The sequence below is a fragment of the Acidocella sp. MX-AZ03 genome (assembly GCF_027626035.1).
Classification (GTDB): domain Bacteria; phylum Pseudomonadota; class Alphaproteobacteria; order Acetobacterales; family Acetobacteraceae; genus Acidocella; species Acidocella facilis.
In genome coordinates, this window is the sequence record NZ_CP110774.1 from 492668 (window position 1) to 511548 (window position 18881).

The 18881-nt window shown below is 66.1% G+C and carries 22 protein-coding genes and 3 pseudogenes; 8 read left to right on the forward strand and 17 right to left on the reverse strand.

Translation table 11 applies throughout. The features are described 5' to 3' along the window. Window positions 1-367 precede the first annotated feature (367 nt). A complete protein-coding gene (locus tag GT370_RS02805; RefSeq protein ID WP_008493323.1) occupies window positions 368-601 on the forward strand; it encodes a hypothetical protein in 234 nt (77 codons plus the stop codon). Here GT370_RS02805 and GT370_RS02810 read toward each other — a convergent pair. The 8 genes from GT370_RS02810 to GT370_RS02845 all read right to left on the reverse strand — a co-directional run bounded on the left by GT370_RS02810 (window position 598) and on the right by GT370_RS02845 (window position 6944). After that, entirely contained in the window at window positions 598-1074 is a 477-nt protein-coding gene (locus GT370_RS02810; RefSeq protein WP_008493322.1) for a DUF4232 domain-containing protein, read from the reverse strand. The two genes, GT370_RS02805 and GT370_RS02810, sit on opposite strands and share 4 nt — an antisense overlap. Before the next feature lie 74 nt (window positions 1075-1148). After that, window positions 1149-1871 (reverse strand): urease accessory protein UreD, encoded by a 723-nt coding sequence (locus GT370_RS02815; protein WP_270183857.1) that lies wholly within the window; start codon window positions 1869-1871, stop codon window positions 1149-1151. A gap of 1 nt (window position 1872) precedes the next feature. Then, window positions 1873-3579 carry an urease subunit alpha gene (gene ureC, locus GT370_RS02820; RefSeq protein WP_008493318.1) on the reverse strand — a complete coding sequence of 569 codons (1707 nt, stop codon included), beginning with the start codon at window positions 3577-3579 and terminating at the stop codon, window positions 1873-1875. Between the two features lie 3 nt (window positions 3580-3582). Further along, window positions 3583-4275, reverse strand: coding sequence for an urease subunit beta (locus GT370_RS02825; RefSeq protein WP_008493317.1), 693 nt, complete (start codon window positions 4273-4275; stop codon window positions 3583-3585). 59 nt (window positions 4276-4334) lie between these two features. After that, window positions 4335-5012 carry an urease accessory protein UreF gene (locus tag GT370_RS02830; RefSeq protein ID WP_008493316.1) on the reverse strand — a complete coding sequence of 226 codons (678 nt, stop codon included), beginning with the start codon at window positions 5010-5012 and terminating at the stop codon, window positions 4335-4337. Beyond that, on the reverse strand, window positions 5009-5284 hold the full coding sequence (locus tag GT370_RS02835) for a hypothetical protein (protein ID WP_442865527.1): 276 nt from the start codon (window positions 5282-5284) through the stop codon (window positions 5009-5011). The genes GT370_RS02830 and GT370_RS02835 overlap by 4 nt, the downstream gene beginning before the upstream one ends. Next, entirely contained in the window at window positions 5257-5457 is a 201-nt protein-coding gene (locus GT370_RS02840) for a hypothetical protein (protein ID WP_270183859.1), read from the reverse strand. The genes GT370_RS02835 and GT370_RS02840 overlap by 28 nt, the downstream gene beginning before the upstream one ends. Continuing rightward, window positions 5454-6944 (reverse strand): leucyl aminopeptidase, encoded by a 1491-nt coding sequence (locus tag GT370_RS02845; protein WP_008493314.1) that lies wholly within the window; start codon window positions 6942-6944, stop codon window positions 5454-5456. The genes GT370_RS02840 and GT370_RS02845 overlap by 4 nt, the downstream gene beginning before the upstream one ends. Window positions 6945-7030: 86 nt before the next feature. Here GT370_RS02845 and cysQ point away from each other — a divergent pair. From cysQ to GT370_RS02860, 3 genes and pseudogenes are all read left to right on the forward strand, one after another. Next, window positions 7031-7788 (forward strand): annotated as a pseudogene (gene cysQ / locus GT370_RS02850) (3'(2'),5'-bisphosphate nucleotidase CysQ). Window positions 7789-7929: 141 nt separating this feature from the next. After that, on the forward strand, window positions 7930-8325 hold the full coding sequence (locus GT370_RS02855; RefSeq protein WP_270183860.1) for a hypothetical protein: 396 nt from the start codon (window positions 7930-7932) through the stop codon (window positions 8323-8325). A 139-nt stretch (window positions 8326-8464) separates the two neighbouring features. Continuing rightward, window positions 8465-8617, forward strand: a complete 153-nt coding sequence (locus GT370_RS02860; RefSeq protein ID WP_008493312.1) for a lipoprotein — start codon at window positions 8465-8467, stop codon at window positions 8615-8617. Between the two features lie 209 nt (window positions 8618-8826). Here GT370_RS02860 and trpA read toward each other — a convergent pair whose 3' ends face one another. Both trpA and trpB read right to left on the reverse strand, forming a co-directional pair. Then, window positions 8827-9630 carry a tryptophan synthase subunit alpha gene (gene trpA, locus GT370_RS02865; RefSeq protein WP_008493310.1) on the reverse strand — a complete coding sequence of 268 codons (804 nt, stop codon included), beginning with the start codon at window positions 9628-9630 and terminating at the stop codon, window positions 8827-8829. After that, on the reverse strand, window positions 9627-10955 hold the full coding sequence (gene trpB / locus GT370_RS02870) for a tryptophan synthase subunit beta (protein WP_270183861.1): 1329 nt from the start codon (window positions 10953-10955) through the stop codon (window positions 9627-9629). The genes trpA and trpB overlap by 4 nt, the downstream gene beginning before the upstream one ends. Window positions 10956-11044: 89 nt before the next feature. Between trpB and GT370_RS02875 the strand changes: the two genes are divergently transcribed. Next, a complete protein-coding gene (locus tag GT370_RS02875) occupies window positions 11045-11569 on the forward strand; it encodes a ferritin-like domain-containing protein (protein WP_008493308.1) in 525 nt (174 codons plus the stop codon). 225 nt (window positions 11570-11794) lie between these two features. Here GT370_RS02875 and GT370_RS02880 read toward each other — a convergent pair whose 3' ends face one another. From GT370_RS02880 to GT370_RS02910, 7 genes and pseudogenes are all read right to left on the reverse strand, one after another. After that, window positions 11795-13273 (reverse strand): NADP-dependent isocitrate dehydrogenase, encoded by a 1479-nt coding sequence (locus GT370_RS02880; RefSeq protein WP_008493307.1) that lies wholly within the window; start codon window positions 13271-13273, stop codon window positions 11795-11797. Window positions 13274-13375: 102 nt separating this feature from the next. After that, a complete protein-coding gene (locus tag GT370_RS02885; protein ID WP_270183862.1) occupies window positions 13376-14209 on the reverse strand; it encodes a hypothetical protein in 834 nt (277 codons plus the stop codon). Between the two features lie 41 nt (window positions 14210-14250). Beyond that, window positions 14251-14799, reverse strand: a pseudogene (locus GT370_RS02890) (mannosyltransferase); the annotation flags it as partial. After that, window positions 14796-15353 carry a hypothetical protein gene (locus GT370_RS02895; RefSeq protein ID WP_270183863.1) on the reverse strand — a complete coding sequence of 186 codons (558 nt, stop codon included), beginning with the start codon at window positions 15351-15353 and terminating at the stop codon, window positions 14796-14798. The gene GT370_RS02895 and the pseudogene GT370_RS02890, both read right to left, overlap by 4 nt. Then, window positions 15344-15709, reverse strand: a complete 366-nt coding sequence (locus GT370_RS02900; protein WP_270183864.1) for a hypothetical protein — start codon at window positions 15707-15709, stop codon at window positions 15344-15346. Before GT370_RS02900 ends, GT370_RS02895 begins: the two co-directional genes overlap by 10 nt. Window positions 15710-15815: 106 nt before the next feature. Next, window positions 15816-16232 (reverse strand): hypothetical protein, encoded by a 417-nt coding sequence (locus GT370_RS02905; protein WP_270183865.1) that lies wholly within the window; start codon window positions 16230-16232, stop codon window positions 15816-15818. Then, complete coding sequence (locus tag GT370_RS02910) at window positions 16229-17239, reverse strand: NAD(P)/FAD-dependent oxidoreductase (protein ID WP_008493303.1); 1011 nt, start codon at window positions 17237-17239, stop codon at window positions 16229-16231. Before GT370_RS02910 ends, GT370_RS02905 begins: the two co-directional genes overlap by 4 nt. 202 nt (window positions 17240-17441) lie before the next feature. Between GT370_RS02910 and tsaE the strand changes: the two are divergent. The 3 genes and pseudogenes from tsaE to GT370_RS02925 all read left to right on the forward strand — a co-directional run bounded on the left by tsaE (window position 17442) and on the right by GT370_RS02925 (window position 18879). Further along, window positions 17442-17877, forward strand: a pseudogene (tsaE, locus tag GT370_RS02915) (tRNA (adenosine(37)-N6)-threonylcarbamoyltransferase complex ATPase subunit type 1 TsaE). Next, window positions 17867-18592 (forward strand): nucleotidyltransferase family protein, encoded by a 726-nt coding sequence (locus tag GT370_RS02920; protein WP_039884763.1) that lies wholly within the window; start codon window positions 17867-17869, stop codon window positions 18590-18592. Before tsaE ends, GT370_RS02920 begins: the two are co-directional and overlap by 11 nt. After that, entirely contained in the window at window positions 18589-18879 is a 291-nt protein-coding gene (locus tag GT370_RS02925) for a hypothetical protein (RefSeq protein WP_270183866.1), read from the forward strand. Before GT370_RS02920 ends, GT370_RS02925 begins: the two co-directional genes overlap by 4 nt. The last annotated feature ends 2 nt before the right edge of the window (window positions 18880-18881 follow it).

Below are 18881 nucleotides of genomic sequence, written 5' to 3' on the forward strand. Positions count from 1 at the left end.
CAGGATTTTGGCGATACTCTCGGTGGAGGGCCAGCGCAGCTTGCCGTCCGCGGTGCGGCGCTTGGAGGGGTTGAAGCTGGTTGCGTCGAGCCCGGCCTGGCGCGCCAGGGCGGAGGGGAGAGCCCGCGCTCCGCCGCCAAAGTGTCGATCGCCCGCCAGATTTCATCATGCCGCATGGGAGCCTGGTCAATCTTTTAAGATCAGAGATTTACGCGCGTTCGTAACGAGCGGAAAGAGAAAATAGGAATTTTGTCGGAATTTTCACGAAAAAAATGGGACGAAAACCTATTTTGTTCTTGTTATGTTCTGTGTGTAGGAATATAAACCTTTCGTAACTCAACCTCAGGTAAGGCGAAAGGAAAATCCAATGTCATTCACGCTGCGCAACCTCTCGGTGCTGGCTTATGCGAACGGCTTCACGCTCTGGCACTACAAGGCCGGGAACGACAATCTGGCGGAGGCGGGCAAGCCCGGGTTTTTTGCCGATGCGGCGGATCTGATGGCGGAGGGCGACATGGTGATGCTCTCTGGCGCCGAAGGCGGGCGGATTGCCAGTATCGCCGGGGCGGGCAAGCGGATCGCCTTGCGGCCCATGATTTAGCCGGGTGGCGGCGGGTCCAGCGCCAGCGGCGGCTGGGTGAGGCGGGCGGGCGCGTTGCCGGGGCCGCAGAGCGTGCCGGTGAAGGCCTGGCGCAAGCTTCCGCCCGACCAGGAGAGGCGCAGCTGTGCCGGCTTCAGACAGCGATTATGCGAATAGACCGGCGAGGAGACCCAGCGCAGCCCGGCTGTCGCCTCCGCCCCGGCGGCCAGGCGGACTGGCGCGGCGCTGCCCTGGCGGGTGGGCTGGAGCGGCAGCGCCTCGCCCTTGGCGGTTTCCAGGGCAAGGGTCGGGAAGGCTGGCAGCTGGCAGGGGGCGGGGCCGAGATTGCGGAGCACCAGCAAGGTGCCGGAATGGGACATGCCGTTGAAATTGCCGTTTTCGGCGTCGAAACCGAGCGAGAGCTGGTTCGGCTTGCAGACTGGCAAAGCAGAGGCGGGGGCGGCGATACAAACAAGAACCAAGGCAAAGCGCATAGTCCGTATGTAGCCGCGCCGTGCTGGCTCCAAGCTGTAAAATTGATGAAAGTTTTTGGGAGGTGGGGCTTTTTTCAAAAAGCCCTCAACTCCGCCGTCACTTGCCCGACCAGCACCTCCAGCGCGGCGCAAAGCGGCCCGGCCGGCGCGCCGGCCAGCGCGATGACGTGGCCGGCCCCATGCGCCAGTGTGCTGCGGCCGGCACCTGGCGGCAGAGGCAGGCCAGAGAAATCGATCCCGAAGCCCCAGAGCTTGGCGCAGGCCAGCGGGCTGGCGCGCGGGGCCATATGCTCGGCGGCGAGCAGGCGGCCCTCGGCGCTGTGGGCGCGCAGGCTGGTGGTGAGCTGCCAGTCCGCCGCGCCGCCTTGCGGGTTGTGGGTGAGGAAGCCGTCCGCCAGCAGCAGCTTGGCACCTTGGGCGAGGGTGATGTCCCATGCCTGAATCAGCGCCGCGCCGGGGAGCATGATCAGCGGCCGGGTTTCATAGATCAGGCTGGCATCGGCGCCGATCTCCAGCCGGATGCTTTGGCGGGCGGGTGCGGCATCGCCCTGGCGGCGCACGGCGGTGGCGGCGGGCTGCAGCAGATGCGCGCGCGCACCGGGGGCGAGGGTGATGTGCTGCGCCAGCGTTTCGCCGCCATGGATGCCGCCGGAGATGGATTGCAGCGTGAGCCGCGCCAGCGCCCCGGTGCGGGCGTGGGGCGCGGTGATCGCGTACGGGTAGGCAGCGAGGCGCTGGGTCAGGCGGGTGCGGCCATCCGCGCCGGGGGCGAAGCGCAGGCGGAGTTGGGGGCTCACCTCACCGCAGCATGTAGGCGCGGTTGAGCGGCACCTGCGCGGCGGGCGGACCGGCGAGCAGGCGGCCATCCGCGCGGACTTCGAAGGTTTCGCTGTCCACCTCGATGTTCGGCAAGGCGTCGTTATGCAGCATATCCTTTTTGCCGAGCCCGTTGGTGTTGGCGATGGGCAGGAAGGGTTTCTGCACGCCGAGCTTTTCCGCGCGCCCGGCTTCGATGGCGAGTTTGGAGACGAAGGTGGCGCCGAGTTTTTGCGGGGAGAGCCCGAGGCTGCCCCACATCGGGCGTTGAATGTTGGGCTCGCTATCCATCATGCTGCCATTCGCATCGCCGCATGTGGCCCAGACGATGAAGCCGCTCTTCATCACCACGCGCGGCTTGATGCCGAAGCTGGCACGCGGCCAGAAGACGAGATCCGCCATCCGGCCCGGCTGGATGGAGCCTACATAACCATCGATCCCCGCGGCGATGGCGGGGTTGATGGTGAGTTTGGCGAGGTAGCGCTTGATGCGCTTATTATCGGCGCGGGCGGTTTTTTCTTCCGGCAGACGGCCCTGGCGGCGTTTCATCACGCTGGCGAGTTGCCAGCATTTGGCCTGGTTTTCGGCCAGCCGGCCCATGCCCTGGCTATCGGTCGAGAAGATCGAGATCGCGCCCATGTCATGCAGCAGATCCTCCGCCGCCATGGTTTGCGGGCGCACGCGTGATTCGGCGAAGGCGAGGTCCTCGGGCAGGCGCCAGTTCATCGCATGGGCGAGGATGGTCATCGGCAGCCCTTCATTCAGCGCGTAGGCGGTGAAGGGGTTGGTGGGGTTGGTGGAGCCGGGCAGCACGTTGGCGAGGCCGTTCACGCGCAGTAGATCCGGCGCGTGGCCGCCGCCCGCCCCCTCGGTGTGGAACATATGGATGGAGCGGCCATTGATCGCGCGGATCGTATCCTCGCAGAAGCCATATTCATTGATCGTGTCGGTATGCAGGCAGACGGAAAAATCATGCCGGTTGGCGGCGATCAGGCAGCCATCGATGACCGCACCGGAAGCACCGAAATCCTCGTGGATTTTCACTCCCAGCGCGCCGCCGGAGACGGATTCTTCCACCGCCCCAGGGTCCGAACAGCCGCGCCCGAGGAAGCCGAAATTCAGCGGCGAGAATTCCGCCGCCTGGATGATCTGGCCGAGAATTTCCGGGCCGGAGCAGGAGACATCGAAATACGGGCCGGGCGACATGCCGATGATGGTGGTGGTGCCGCCGGCCAGCGCATGGTCCGATTGCTGCGGGCAGAGGAAATGCGCGTGGCTCTCGATGGCGCCGGGGGTGATGATGTAGGCTTCGGCGTGGTGCACGGCGGTGTTGGGGCCGGTGCGCAGATCCGGATGCACGCCATCCATGATATCCGGATTGCCGGCCTTGCCGATGCCGACGATCCGGCCATCGCGGATGCCGATATCGGCCTTGATGATGCCCAGCACCGGGTCGAGGATGGTGGCGTTCTGTACCACCGCATCCAGCGCGCCGGCGGCGCGGGTGCCGATGGTCTGGAAGCCTTCGCCGTCGCGCATGGCCTTGCCGGCGCCGGTGGTCAGCTCGTCGCCGTAGCTGGTGTAATCATGCTCGATCTGCGCGAGCAGGCCGGTATCGCCGAGGCGCACCATGTCGCCCTTGGTGGGGCCGAAGGTGGCGGCGTAGTCGGCGCGGGTCATTTTCACCATGGCTCAGGCTCCCTTATAGCCGCGCGCGCGGGCGGCTTCGTGTGCGGCGCGCGCAATCTCCGGATCGTCCAGCCGACCATTGGTCAACCCGGCCTGACCATGGATGAGGCGCGCCCCGGCCATGGCGACGAGGGTAATTCTTTTGGAAATGCCTGGCTCGAAGCGGATGCCGGCACCTGAAGGCACATCCAGCCGGAAGCCGAAGGCGGCGTTGCGGTCGAAATCCAAAGCCGGGTTGGCTTCGAAAAAATGCGCGTGGGAGCGGACCTGGATGTCGCGATCGCCGGTGTTCAGCACCTCGATCTCGATGCGTTCGCGCCCGGCATTGAGTTCGATCTCGCCCTCTTCGGGGATGATCTCGCCGGGGATCTCCACGCCCTGGTTTTCCTGGCCATCGGCGATCGGGCGGAAGACGATGACGAGCTTGGTGCCTTCGGGAAAATTGGCCTCGACGGCGATGAATTCGGTGAGGCTCGGCACGCCGGGTTCGACATCCTCCGGCGTGAGCAGGTTGGCGGCCATATCGACGATCCGCGCATAATCCTGGCCGCAGCGCGCGGCGAGCAGCATCTCATCGGCGATGAGGGCGACGGCCTCCGGGTGCGAGAGCTTGACGCCACGGGCTTTCAGCCGCCGCGCATGTTCGGCGGCGGTGAAAATGGTAAGCCGTTCCAGCTCAGTCGGCGACAGATTCATGCCCGAACTCCAGGATCAAAGTTTTTTGGTGCCGCTTTTTTTCAAAAAATCGGCGAAGCCTAATTCGAAAACAACTGCTGCGGCTGGGTCGGGTGCCGCATCATCGCAATATCCGCCAAGGGCGTGAATCCCCCAATCTCATCCAGCTTCGGCAAAGGCAGCGCCACCCATTCCGCCAGACGCGGCTGCAGTTTTTGCAACGCCATCTGCGCATCCAGCGCGCCGATCAGCCCGAGCCGCACCGCCGCCGAGCCCAGCGCCTGGGCGCTGGAATGGGCGGAGACGGCCAGAGCGGTGGGCAGATCCAGCCCGGCACCTGCGAGCACGATGCCCATCACCACCGGCAGATGCCCCGGCACCTCGCTTGCATTCACCCGGTCCCGGTAGGCGGCAGCACCCGGCGTGCCGAGGCGGACATGGGTGGACAGCAACGCCGCGCCGGCGCGGCGCGAGCCCTCGCGCGCGGCGGAGGCGAGGCTGAGGGCTTCGGTAAGCTCGTCAAGGTTCCTGAGCGCGTCTTGGTTGTTCGCGTTCAGGTAGGCATGGGCGGTCAGCGGCCGGTCCTGCGTGGCCCAGCGAAGCTGCATCTGGCCCTCCAGGAAGGATGGCCAGTCCGCCCGGGTGAGCAGACCGTCCGCCGCCAGGCTTTCCACCCCCCAGGAGAAGGCGAAGCCGCCGGAGGGGAATTGCCCGTCAGCGAATTGCAGCCCGCGCAGGAGGGACAGCGCGTCGCTCACTCCAGCACCTTCACCTTGCCGGCATGTTCCAGCTCCTGCAGCCGGGCCAGGTAGGTTTCGCGGGGATGGTCGATGGCGACCAGCAGGCAGCCTTCATCGAAACGCACCCGCCAGTGCAGATTGCCGGCCATGTAGCCCAGCTCCAGCCCGCCGCCATTTTGCGGCTGCAGCCGCAGCCAGTCCTGCGCGCCGACCTTCAGCACCACGGCCTTGTGGTCGCTCAGATGCAATACCGCGCCGTCAGTCAGGCTGACATCGCGGGGCAGCGCGATGAAGCAGGGCGTGCCGTGATCCGTGTGCGCGTGGAAGCGCCGGCGGGCAGGTCCTCTTGCGTGACCACCAAAGTTTCGACATGCCCGCCATGATGGCCGAGATCGTGAAGTTTCCTGGCCAGGGCAGGGTCGTTCTTGTCGCCCAGGATGGTCTCGATGAGCAGTTCGCTCATGCTTCGAAGCCGCGGGCGAAATGGTCGAGCAGGCGCACGCCGAAGGCCGTGGCGCCTTTCGGGTTGACGCCGGCATCCTTGGTCGCCCAGGCCATGCCGGCGATGTCCAGATGCGCCCAGGGTGTGTTGTTGACGAAGCGCTGCAGGAATTGCGCGGCGGTGATGGAGCCGCCAGCGCGGCCGCCGCCGATATTCTTCACATCGGCAATGGCGGAATCGAGCTCCTTGTCATAGGCCTCGCCTTCCTTGGCCAGCGGCATGCGCCAGAGCTTCTCGCCGACGATCTCGCCGGAGGCGACGAGTTTTTCCACCAGCTCGTCGCTGTTGGAGAACAGCCCTGCATATTCATGGCCGAGCCCGACGATGATGGCGCCGGTCAGCGTCGCCAGATTGACCATGAATTTCGGCGCGAAACGCTCCTGCGCGTAATAGAGCACATCCGCCAGCACCAGCCGGCCTTCGGCATCGGTGTTGAGAATCTCGACGGTTTTGCCGGCATAGCTCTTCACCACGTCACCCGGACGGGTGGCCGAGCCGGAGGGCATGTTCTCGACCAGCCCGACCAGACCGATCGCATCCACCTTGGCCTTGCGCCCGGCCAAGGCCGCCATCAGCCCGGAGACGGCGCCGGCGCCGGCCATGTCCCATTTCATGTCCTCCATGCCGGTGGCGGGCTTCAGAGAGATGCCGCCGGTATCGAAGGTCACGCCCTTGCCGACGAAGACCAAAGGCTCTTTCGGCTTCTTCGCCTTTTTCTCGTCGCCGCCGGAGGCGCCGAGCCATTGCATCACCACCATGCGCGGCTCGCGCACCGAGCCCTGGGAGACCGCGAGCATGGTGCCGAAGCCCAGCTTCTCCAGCTCCTTCTGGCCGTAAACCTCGATCTTGAGGCCGAGCTTCTTCAGCCCTTCCAGCCGCTCGGCGAATTCCGCCGGGTAAAGGATGTTGGCCGGCTCGGAGACCAGGTCGCGGGCGAAATCCACGCCGTTCGCCAGCGCCTTGGCGCTGCTCCAGGCGGCTTCGGCCTCCTTCGGCGCGGCGCAGAGCAGTTTCAGCTTTTTCAGCTTCGGCTTGGCCTCTTCCTTTTCGGTGGTGCGGTATTTGTCGAACCGGTAGGCGCGCAGGCTGACCCCCAGGGCGATCTGCGCGGCCTCGTCGGCGCTGAAGCCGGCGGTGACGAGGCTGGCCTCGCTCTCCTGGCTCAGGCTGGTGGCAAGCGCCGCCCCCAGCAGCTCGGCCCGGCGCGGCGCATCGGCCTTGCCGGTGCCCAGCAGCAGCACGCGCTTATAGCCGCCGATATGGTAGAGATTGAGGCTCTGCCCGGCCTTGCCCTTGAAGCTGGCGGCCTCGATCGCCTTCGCCAACGCGCCGTCATGGCGCTCATTCAGGGCGGCGGCGTCCTCGCGCAGAGGCGCGTCCTCCGCCAGGGGGAGCACCAGCACCCCGTCTTTCGGCAATGCGGATTTCGCGAACAAGATCTCGACCATGCGACTACCTTCCGTCTTCAAACTGCCGCAACCATATCACCGCCGCGTATCTTGGCCAGCCGGGGGGAGGGGCTAAGCTTCAGCGCATGCAGGATCTTCTTTCGCTTGCCGTGCGCCTGGCCGACGAGGCCGCTGCCGCCATCCGCGCCATCCGCGCCGCCGGGTTCGAGGTGGAGACCAAGGGCGACGAGACCCCGGTGACGATCGCCGACCGCCAGGCGGAGGCGCTGATCACCCAGGGCTTGCGGGCCGCGGTGCCGGCGATCCCGGTGGTGGCGGAAGAGGAGGTGGCGGCCGGGCGGATCACCGCGACAGAGATGATGTACTGGCTGGTGGACCCGCTGGATGGCACCCGCGAATTCGCCGCCGGGCGGGATGAGTTCGCGGTCTGTATCGGGCTGATCGTGGGCGGCGCGCCGGTGCTGGGGGCGGTGGCCTCGCCGGCCTTGAACGAGCTGCATTTCGGGCTGGTCGGGCAGGGGGCGTGGCGGCGGCAAGGCGGGGCGGAGGCGCGCATCCAGGCCCGGCGCCCGCCAGAGGAGGGGCTGAGCGTGTTCGCCTCGCGCCATTACCAGGACGCGCCGGAGCTGAAAGCCTGCCTGGCGGATTACCGGGTGGCGGAGCTGGTGAATATCGGCTCGGCGCTGAAATTCCTGCGCCTGGCCGAAGGGGTGGCGGATTTCTACCCGCGGCTGGGGCGGACGATGGAATGGGACACGGCGGCGCCGCAGGCGGTGCTGGAGGCGGCTGGCGGGCGGTGCTGACGCGCGACGGGACGGCGCTGCGCTATGGCAAGCCGGGCTGGGAAAACCCGGATTTTTTCGCCTGGGGTAAACGCTCTTAATCTCGCCATCATGAAGTCATGATCCGGCGCACTATATAAGCGTCATGAAACGCATTCTTGTTCCCTTTCTGGTGGCCGGGTCGCTGGCATCCCTTACAGGCTGCGTCGAGAGTCCTGGCGGTTATGGGTACGGCCGTCCGGATGGCGGTTATTATTCGTCCGGCGGCTATTACCAACCGGGTGGCTATTATTACGGCCAGCCCGGTTATGTGTCCGGCGGCGGCGTCTTCATCGGCGGCGGCGATCATGATGGCGGCTGGCATGGCGGCGATCGCGACCATGATGGTGGCTGGCATGGCGGGCCGGATGGGCGTCCTCCGCCGGGCGGCTGGCATGGTGGCGGCCAGGATGGCGATGGGCATGGCGGCCCTGGCGGTCGGCCCGGAGGCCCGCCGGGCGGTCCGGGTGGCGATCATGGCGGTGATCACGGCGGCGGCCCCGGGCATGGCGGTGGACCCGGTGGCGGCGGCCCGGGCGGGGATCATGGCGGCGGGCCGCAAGGCGGCGGCGCCCACGGGAATTCTTTCTTTGGCTTGACCAATCACTAGAGTATCAAGCTTTTAGCTTGATGCTCTAGGTTTTGTTTTAGCGAGCAATTTCATGTGTTTATCTTGACGCTGGCGCGTCAACCTAAACACATATTGCTCTAACGGGGTGCTGCTCTGGGAGAGGAACCATGCGCAAAATGCTGTTGCCACTATTGGTGCTGGCCGGGCTGTCTGGCTGCGTGATGTATGGCGGGGGCGGTGGCCCGAACGGCCAGCCCTATGACCTGAACCAGCCGCCGCCCAACCCGCCCCCGCCGCCTTATCCCGGGCCGGCGCAATAAGCGCGCGAGGAAGGCTTCAGCCCTTTTCCGGGTGACAAAAGCCTGACACAGAGCGATATATGTTTAGAGCCTCACGCTTTTTGCGTGAGGCTCTAAGTTATGTTTTAACAAGCAATTTCATGTGTTTATCTTGACGCTGGCGCGTCAGTCTAAGCCCATATCGCGCGTCAGAACATAAAGAGAGCGAGCGGGTGTAAACCCATCTCGCTCTACGCCGCCTGTTTGCGCACGCCCCGAACACCGTCGGCCAGGGCCCGCACATCGCGCAGCACGGCCTCCTTGCTCTCCTTGCACAGCGTGTCGATCAGCGCCGAGGCGACGATCGCGGCATCCGCATGCGCCACCACGGTGGCGGCCTGCTCGGGCGTGCGCACGCCAAAGCCCACCGCGATCGGCAGGTCGGTGGCGGCGCGCAGGCGGGGGATATCGCGCGCCAGATCCGCGGCCGAGGCGGTGCGGGTGCCGGTGATGCCGGTGATCGAGACGTAATAGACAAAGCCCGACGAGCCTTCGAGCACCTGCTTCAGCCGCGCATCGGAGGTGGTGGGGGCGATCAGGCGGATGATATCCAGCGCGTTGGCCTTGGCATCGTCCAGGATCAGGTCGGCTTCCTCGGGCGGCAGATCGACGATGATCAGCCCGTCCACCCCGGCCTGCGCGGCATCGACGCAGAATTGCGGCACGCCGTAGGAGAGGATGGGGTTGAGATAGCCCATCAGCACCAGCGGGGTGTAGCTATCGGTGGCGCGGAACTCGCGCACCAGGCCCAGCACGCCTCTCAGCGTCGCCCCGGCCTTCAGCCCGCGCAGCCCGGCGGCCTGGATGGTCGGGCCATCGGCCATCGGGTCGGTGAAGGGCATGCCGATCTCGATGATGTCCGCGCCATTGGCGGCCATGCCCTGGAGCAGCGCCAGGCTGGTCGCGCGGTCAGGGTCGAACGCCTCGACGAAGGGGATCAGGGCGCCGCGGCCTTCTTTGCGCAGACCCGCGAATACACCGGCGATGCGGCTCATAGGCTTGTTCCCAGATGTTTGGCGACGGTGAAGATATCCTTATCCCCACGGCCGGAAAGGTTGAGCAGGATGATCTGCTCCTTGCCCATCTCCGGGGCGATCTTGGAGATATGGGCCAAAGCGTGGGCGCATTCGAGGGCGGGGATGATGCCCTCGGTGCGGGCGCAGAGCTGGAAGGCGTCCAGCGCCTCGCTATCGGTGATGCCGACATATTCGACGCGCTTGATGTCGTGCAGCCAGCTATGTTCCGGGCCGATGCCCGGATAATCCAACCCGGCGGAGATGGAGTGGGCCTCCTGGATCTGCCCGTCATCATCCTGCAGCAGATAGGTGCGGTTGCCGTGCAGCACGCCGGGGCGGCCCATATTCAGGCTGGCGGCGTGCTCGTGGCTATGCATGCCCTTGCCGGCGGCCTCGACGCCGATGAGGCGCACATTGGGCTCGTCCAGGAAGGTATGGAACAGGCCGATGGCATTCGAGCCGCCGCCGACCGAGGCGATGGCGATATCCGGCAGGCGGCCTTCGGCCTGCATCAGCTGCTCGCGGGCCTCGGTGCCGATGATGGTCTGGAAGTCGCGCACCAGCTCCGGGTAGGGGTGCGGGCCGGCGGCGGTGCCGATGATGTAGAAAGTGTCGTGCACATTCGCGACCCAGTCGCGCAGCGCATCGTTCATCGCGTCCTTCAGCGTGCCGGCGCCGGATTTCACCGGCACCACCTCGGCGCCCAGCAGCTTCATGCGGAACACGTTGGGCTGCTGGCGCTCGACGTCGGTGGCGCCCATGTAAACCGTGCAGGGCAGGCCGAACAGGGCGCAGACCGTGGCGGTGGCGACACCGTGCTGGCCGGCCCCGGTTTCGGCGATGATGCGGGTCTTGCCCATGCGCCTGGCCAGCAGAATCTGGCCGACGCAATTATTGATCTTGTGCGCGCCGGTATGGTTCAGCTCTTCGCGCTTGAAATAGATTTTCGCACCGCCCAGATGCGCGCTCAAACGCTGCGCATGCCAGAGCGGGCTCGGCCGCCCCACATAATGCGTCAGGTAGTAATCCAGCTCTTTCTGGAATTCCGGGTCGGATTTTGAGGCGCGGTAGGCGCTCTCCAGTTCCAGGATCAGCGGCATCAGGGTTTCGGCGACATAGCGGCCGCCAAATTCGCCGAAGCGGCCGCGTGCGTCGGGCCAGGCGCGCAGGCTGTTGGGGTGTGGTCGTTCATGCCTCTCTTCTAGCGCAGCCGGGCGGCAGTTAAACAGGGCCGAGCCGGCGGCGCGGGGTAAAAAATCATGTCGTGAAGACAGGCCGGACATGAATTCGGCGCGCCAGGGCATCGATCCTGCTTGATCGGGCGGAGGGCAGGGTTTACGTATAAAGTATGAATTGAGAATTATTCTCAATTATCGTGCGAAAAGGGTAGCGCATGTACGAGCAGGCGACCGGAGATAACCATTTTCTTGCCGACGTTCAGCGTTTGCGCGCCACCGCGCAGGCGATGATGGCCAGCGGGGCGGAGCCGGTGGGGCTGTTGCAGGCGGCGATGTCGGCCGAGATCGCCTGCGTGCTGCGCTACAGCTTGATCGCGATTTCCGCCGACGGGCTGGAGAATGAGTGGGTGGCCACCGAATGCGCGGCCCAGGCGGCGGATGAGCGCGACCATATGACGCGGCTGGCGGCGAGGATCACCGAGCTGGGCGGCAAGCCGGATTACTACGCCGCCGGGCTGGCGACGCGCCACATGGCGCCGGAAGCCGCCAAGGGCTGCCTGCCGCGTCTGTTCGCGGAGAATCTGGCCGCCGAGCAATGCGTGATCGAGCTGTACCGGGAGCTGTCCGGGCATTTCGCCGGGCATGATCCGAAGACCCAGGCGCTCCTCAATGAGATCATGGCGGATGAGGAAGCCCATACCAGCGATATGGAAGATCTGCTGACGACGCAGCTGATCTGAAAAAATCGGATTGAGTGACAAAAGGCCGGATCGCCCTGAGGGGCGTCCGGCCTTTTGTCTTGGTGGTCCTTTTTTGAATCTCTTTTTTAAATTTTCAAAAGTTTTTGGGGTTGTGGGGACTTTTTTCAAAAAGTCCCCACAGCGTTCGGGGAGGGCACTGGCGTTGCCACCGCCCCAGACGTTTTTGCCGCCATTTTTGAAAAAAAGGCGGCACCCAAAAAACTTTTAGCCCTCGCCCTGCGGGCGCTCAAACGCGTCCTTGCCGTCAAAACGCTGCAGCTTCTCGATATGCATCCAGGAGAATTTCGCGCCGATGCGCTGCACCAGATAGGAGATCTCCGGCTGGCCCTCGCCGGTATTGCCGGCCAGCGAGATCGGGTGCTTCAGCATGAAGCGGGCGGCGAAATGGTCGACCAGGAAGGTCTGGCCGCCCGTCGGCGGATAGACGGTGACGCCACGGTTGGAAATGCCGGTGAGGGTGAAGGGGCTGTATTCGGAAATCTGCTCCAGCGTCTTGCCCAGCGTCTCGGCGTCCTGGTCGGTTTCCAGGAACACGTCGATGCCGACCAGCTCGCGGGTGGAGGGCTCCATATGCGCGGTCAGCTTCGGCCAGGCGGTGAGTTCCAGCTTCTTGTAGGTGCGGGACTTCATCGCGGAGGTGCGGCCGAGATTGGCGATGACCTGATCCGTATAGGCCTTGGTGCCGACGCCGTGGCCGCGCGGGGCGAGGTCCCCGGTGAGGTTGCGGCCCTCGGCCAGGGTGACGAACAAGGCCTGCTCGACTTTCTCGGCGACATCGAAGGCGCCGATATGGCGCAGCAGCATGATAGAGGCGGAGAGCAGGGCGGTCGGGTTCGCCATGTCCTTGCCGGCGATGTCCGGGGCGGAGCCGTGCACGGCTTCGAACATCGCCACCTGGTCGCCGAGATTGGAGGAAGGGGCGATGCCCAGACCGCCGACCAGACCGGCCGCGAGGTCCGAGATGATGTCGCCATTCATGTTGGAGGTGACGATGACGTCGTAAGTCTCCGGGCGGATGACCAGCTGGTGGGCGCAGTTATCGATGATCACCTGGCTGGCCTTGATGCCGGGATATTCGCGCGCCACCTTCTCGCCCATGCGCTTCATCATGCCCTCGGTGAGCTTCATGATGTTGGCCTTGTGGGCGACGGTGACTTCCTTGCGCTCTTCGGACAGCGCCACGCCGTAGGCGGCGCGGATGATGCGCTCGCAGCCGGCGGCGGTCATCAGCTTCAGGCACTGGGCGACGGTGCTGGTCTGCATATGCTCGATGCCGGCGTAAACGTCCTCGACGTTTTCACGCACGATCACCATGTCGATGCCGCGGCCGGAGAACGGGGTCTGGATGCCGGGCAGCTCGCGCACCGGGCGGATATTGGCGTAGAGCTCGAAATATTTGCGCATCGTCACGTTGGCGGATTTGCCGCCATAGCCGATGGGGGTTTCCAGCGGGGATTTCAGCGCCAGCTTGTTGGCGCCGATGGAGTCCAGCGTTTCACGCGGCACGCCGGTGACCACGCCGCGCTCGAACGCCTTGGCGCCGGCCTCGGCGAAGTCCCATTCGATCGGGGCGTTGGCGGCCTCCAGGATGCGGATGGTGGCGTCCATGACCTCGGGGCCGATGCCGTCCCCCGGCAAAGCTGTGACTTTGGTCTTCGGGGTGGTCGAACCGGTTGCGGTCATGTCTTGGCTCCTGTTTTCTGGATGGCGGCCTTATAGCCTTGTGTTGCGGCGCGGCATATACGTGCCGATGGCATTTCGGATATGGGCTATGGGCGATCCTGGTTAACGCCCCGTGATGATAAACCCACGCGCGGCGGGCGGATAGACGAAGCCTGGCGGCGGCGGGGCCGGGCCGGCCTGGCCGCACCAGCCTTGGCCGCGGGTCCAGGCGCAGATCATCAGCGGGTGTTTGCCGGGAAAGAAACGGTCGCGTACAACGCAGCGATCGCGGGTGAAGCCGGGCGGGATGGGGGTGTCCTCAGGGGCTATGATCGCATCGGCGCGGGCCGCCTCCTGCATGCTTGTGAAATCGGTGCTGGTGAAGAGCGGCGTCATCGGCACGAAATGGCTGTTGACGATGCCGACCGCGACCAGGCAGGGATGCCGCGCCGCGAGGGCGCTGTAGAGGCTGGTGGCGCTGCTATCTTCCAGCAGCGCGTAGGCGGTCACCGGCGAGAGCAGCAGGCCGGAGAGCAGCGCCAGCACCAGCTTCCGGGACAGCGGCCGCTCCGCCAGTCCGACGCCCACCAGTGGCACGATCAGCGCGATGGCCGGGAAGATGAAGCGCAATTCCTTATGGCCGAGCAGATTATGTTCGACCAGGATCACCATCGCCGCCAGAGCCAGCATCGGCAGCCGGCGCGCCCCGCGCCGGGCCAGCCAGGCGATGGGGATGATGGCCCAGAGCCAATCCTCCAGCAGATGCAGCGCATAGAAGCTGACCGGCTCGCCGCCGAAACTCCCGGAAGCGACGCCGAGCACGGCGTTGAGATAGATGTTGAGCCAGAAGGAGCGGAAAGGCTGGCCCCAGGTGAGCCAATCCAGCCCCCGGCGAGAAGCACCGGCAGGCCAGCGGCGGCGAGCGCCAACGCCCAGCGCCGGGGGCTGCGCCCGCACAGCATCAGCCCGATCAGCGCGATCGCCGGGGCGAGCTGTTCGCGCAGCACGAAGCTCAAGCCCAGCAGCGCGCCGGCGGCGAGACTGTGCGCGCGCGCCTCGCTCTGGCGGGCGCGGGTGGCGAAATAACAGGCCGGCACCAGCGCGTAGGCGCTCAGCGATTCCTCCAGCGGGTGCGGCGCCATCAGCCAGAGATCCGGCCAGAGGGCGGCGAGGCCGCCGGCGATCCAGCCGCCGCGCGCGCCATGGAACATCCGGCCCCAGCCATAGGCGCAGCCGACCAGGCTGAGCGAGGCGAGGCAGAGCAGGATCTTGTCGAGGATGAGCCCGGTGATGGGGGCGCCGCCGAGGGCTTTCACCAGCCAGATCGGCCCCGCCAGCAGGCCGGGAAGCAGCCAGGAGCGCATGCCCACCTGGAATTCCCAAGGCACCGGCCCGTGCCCATAGACCAGCCGATGCGCCTGGCCGAAATATTGGATGATCTCGTCCGGGGCGACGATATCCTGGCCCCAGATCGCCAGAGGCAAGCGCAGCGCCAGCGCCAGGGCCAGGACGCAGCCGAGCGGATGGGCGGCGAGGCGTGATCTCATGGCGGCCGGATCCGGAAGGGCTGGGCGGCGGCGGGGAAAGCGAGCTGCAAGGGTGGTACATCGCCAGAGACGGGCAGCGTGGTCTCGGTGCGGGTCCAGGCGCAGATACGCGGATTGGTTGGTCCGGCAGCGCCAGGGTCGCGCGTGACGCAAAGCAAGCGGGTGAAGCCGGAGGGTACACGGGTTGAGCTTGCGGCGGTGACGATGGCATCGGCCTGCGCCGCGCCTTGCGCGTCGGTGAAGGCGGTGGCGGCGAAGAGCGGCGCCAGCGGCATGAAATGCGTGTCGGCATATTCCACCGCGATCAGCCGGGGATGGCGTGCGGCGAGGGCCTCATAAAGCGCGAAGGCGTGGCGTTCGGCACTGAGGGATTGGCCGAAGAAGGGGCTGAGCAGCGGGCCGCTTAGAAGCAGGGTGGCGATGAACAGGGAAATATATCCGCGCCGCAGCCCCGCCAGGCCGATGCCAGCCAGCGGCACCAGCAGGGCGATGGCCGGGAAGATGTAGCGGAACTCCTTATGGGAGATCAGGCTATGTTCCAGGATCAGTGCCACCGCCGCCAGGCCCGCGGCGGGGGCGAGCCGGGCCCGCGCCAGGCCAGCCAGAGCAGCAGCGGCAGCGCCCACAGCCAGTCCAGCCCCAGCCCGGCAATGTAGAGCAGCGGTGGCGATGGGGTGAATAAGCCACTGGCGCTGCGCCCCAGGGCGAGGTTGAGCGCGATATTGAGCCAGAAGGAGCGGAAAGGCTGGCCCCAGCTCAGCCAGTCCAGCCCGCCGACCAGAAACACGGGAAGCGAAGCCGCCCCCAGCCCAAGTACCCAACCGTTCAAGCTTTGGCCGCATAGCGCGATGCCGATGATGGCGATGGCCGGGGCGAGCGGTTCGCGCAAGGCGAAGCTCAGCCCGAGCAAAAAACCCGCGATGAGCAGATGAGACGTGGTGCGGGCAGGCAGGCGAGGCAGGCGGCGGGGACCAGGCAATAGGCGGCCAGCACCTCTTCCAGCGGGTGCGGGGCCATCAGCCAGAGATCCGGCCAGAGGGCGGCCAGCCCCCGGCGATCAACCCGCCGCGTAAGCCCTGCGCCATCCGCCCCCAGACGAAGCCGCTCCAGACCAGGCTGAGCGAGGCGAAGCAGAGCAGCACGCGCACCAGCACTACGCCCGCATAAGGCGAAAGCCCGGCCAGCTTCGCCATTTCCATCGGCCCGGCGAGCAGGCCCGGCAGCAGCCAGGAGCGCAAGCCGACCTGATATTCCCAGGGTACCGGCCCCTGGCCATAGACCAGCCGATGCGCCTCGCCGAGATATTGCGCGATTTCATCGGGCGAGATGAAATTCTGGCCCCAGATCGCCAGAGGCAAGCGCAGGGCCAGGGCCAATAGACAGCAAACCAGGAGCGGGCGCGCATGCAGCAGGCTGCGCCCGGCTGCGATCAACCCGGCACGCCTTTGGTGGTGGAGTATTCGAAATGCAAAGCCGTGTCTGGGTTCACGATCGGGTAGATCGCATGCGCCGCCATTGCCCCTTCGGCGAAGCCTTGCAGGATCAGCTTCAGCTTGCCGGGATAGGTGCAGATATCGCCCACCGCGAACACGCCGGGCAGGGAGGTTTGCATGTTGTAGGGCGTCACCGCGACATGGCTTTTTTCCAGACCCAGGCCCCAGTCATTGATCGGCCCCAGCTCCATCGCCAGCCCGAAGAAGGGCAGCAGCACGTCGGCGGGCAGATGCTTGGTGGCGCCGTCCAGGTCGGCGACTTCCACCGCCTCCAGCGCGCCGCCCGCGCCGTGCAACGCGTGGAGCTGGTAGGGGATCACCATCTCGACCTTGCCTTCAGTGGCCAGCGCATCGAGCTGGGCGGTGCTCTCCGGGGCGGCGCGGAATTTCGGGCGGCGATGCACCACGGCGATGCTGGCGGCGATGCCTTGCAGGGCCAGCGCCCAATCCACCGCCGAGTCGCCGCCGCCGGCGATGACCACGCGCTTGCCGCGCAAATCCTCGCGCTTCTTCACATAATAGCGCACGGCCCCGCTGGCCTCATACGCCTCCAGCCCGTCCAGCGGCGGGCGGTTGGGGCCGAAGGCGCCGGCGCCGGCGGCCAGGATCACGGCTTTGGCCTTCACCTCATCGCCGGCGCTGGTGGCCAGGGTGAAATCCCCCGCCGCCCCGGAGAGGCCGGTCACCTGCCTTCCCAGCAGCTTCGCGCAGTTGAATGGCGCGATCTGCTCTTCCAGCTTGGCGATCAGCGCGCCGCCCTCGATGCCGGGATGGGCGGGAATGTCGTAGATCGGCTTTTCCGGGTAGAGGGCGACGCATTGGCCGCCCAGCTCGTCCAGCGCGTCGATCAGCACGCAGGACATTTTCAACATCCCGCATTCGAACACCGCGAACATGCCGGCCGGGCCAGCGCCTATGATCGCCACATCGGCAGAAATCCGTTCCATGCGCTCTGCTTTGCCCCGGCCCCTTTTCCAATCAAGCCGGTCCCGGCAAAACAATGCAGAGACCATTTCCAAAGCCACTCTGGCGGCCGGCAAGCGGCGTGTTTCTGCGCGCCGGTGCTCACGTACTTAATGTACGCTGCGCGCCGGTGCTCGAAACCCACCACTTGACGACTCACCAGAGTGACTTTTGAAACGGTCTCTTATGCGCCTGAAGCTGAAGGACGAGTCGGAGACGCAGAGCCTGGGGGAGAAGCTGGCCGCGGTCGCGCGCGCCGGGGACGTGCTGCTGCTGGAAGGCCCGCTGGGGGCGGGCAAATCCAGCTTCGCGCGCGCCTTCATCCGCGCCCGGCTGGGGATGCGCGGCTGACCGTGCCCAGCCCAACCTTCACGCTGGTGCAAACATACGACGCCCCGGACGGCACCCAGATCTGGCATTATGATCTCTGGCGGCTGGATGGTCCGGGGGGCTTGAGGAGCTGGGCTGGGACGAGGCGCTGGAGGGCATCGCTCTGGTGGAATGGCCGGAGCGGCTGGGTGAGCTGACCCCGCCCGGCGCCTGGCACCTGCGGTTTTCGCTGGATGGCGACGGGCGGATGGTTGAGATTGCAGGGGATGTGAGAGGTTTCGATGCGACCTGATACGGCCGTGATTTTATGTGCGGGGCTGGGCGAGCGGATGCGCCCGCTCAGCGATTCCATCCCGAAGCCGCTGCTGAACCTCGCCGGGCAGCCGATCCTTGCCCACACCATGGCCCGGCTGCGCGATGCCGGGGTGCGCAAGGTGATCGTGAACGCGTTTCATCTGGCCGAGCAGATCGAGGCGTTTTTCGATCGCTATGAGGGGGTGATCGTGCGGCGCGAGGAGAGCCTGCTGGAGACCGGCGGGGCGCTGGCGGCGATGGCCGCCGAAGCGCTGCTGCCGGATGCGCCCTTCTATATTCTCAATGGCGATTCCTATTGGGTGGACGGCCCTTCGGCGGCGCTGCCGCGTCTGGCCGCCGCGTTCGATCCCAGGCGGGAGGATGCGATGCTGTTGCTGGCCCGCTCGGCCGGGACCATCGCCGAGACCCGCTTTGGCGATTTCGTCTGGGACCGTGAGGCCGGGCTGCGCCGGCGCGAGGAGCGGGAGGTGGCACCTTATCTCTATTCCGGCATCCAGATCGCCACCACGGCGCTGCTGCACAGCGACAAGGTCGAGCGGTTTTCGATGAACCGGCTCTGGGACGAGGCGCTGGCGGCGGGGCGGCTGAATGCCATCGTGCATGACGGGGTCTGGCTGCATATGACCACGCCGGAAGATATACTCCGCGCCGAGGAGCTGCTGGCGGCGCGGGAAGTGGGTAATTCCACGTGAGCTTGCGGATCGGCGCCTTTGCGCCGGAGGCCGCGTTTCTGCCGTCTCTGGCCCGGCTCTGGCTGGCGGAAGGCGGCGCGCATGAGGGGCTGATCATCCTGCCCAGCCGGCGCGCGGCGCAGGCGCTGGGGGCGGCGTTTCTGGAGGCCAATGCGGGCAAGGCGCTGCTGCTGCCGCGCATCGTCGCGCTGGGCAATATCGATGAGGCGGGGCTGCTGCTTTCGGCTGGGTTTTCGCTGCCCCCGCCATCGCCCCCGCGCGGCGGCAGGCGCTGCTGGCGCGGCTGATT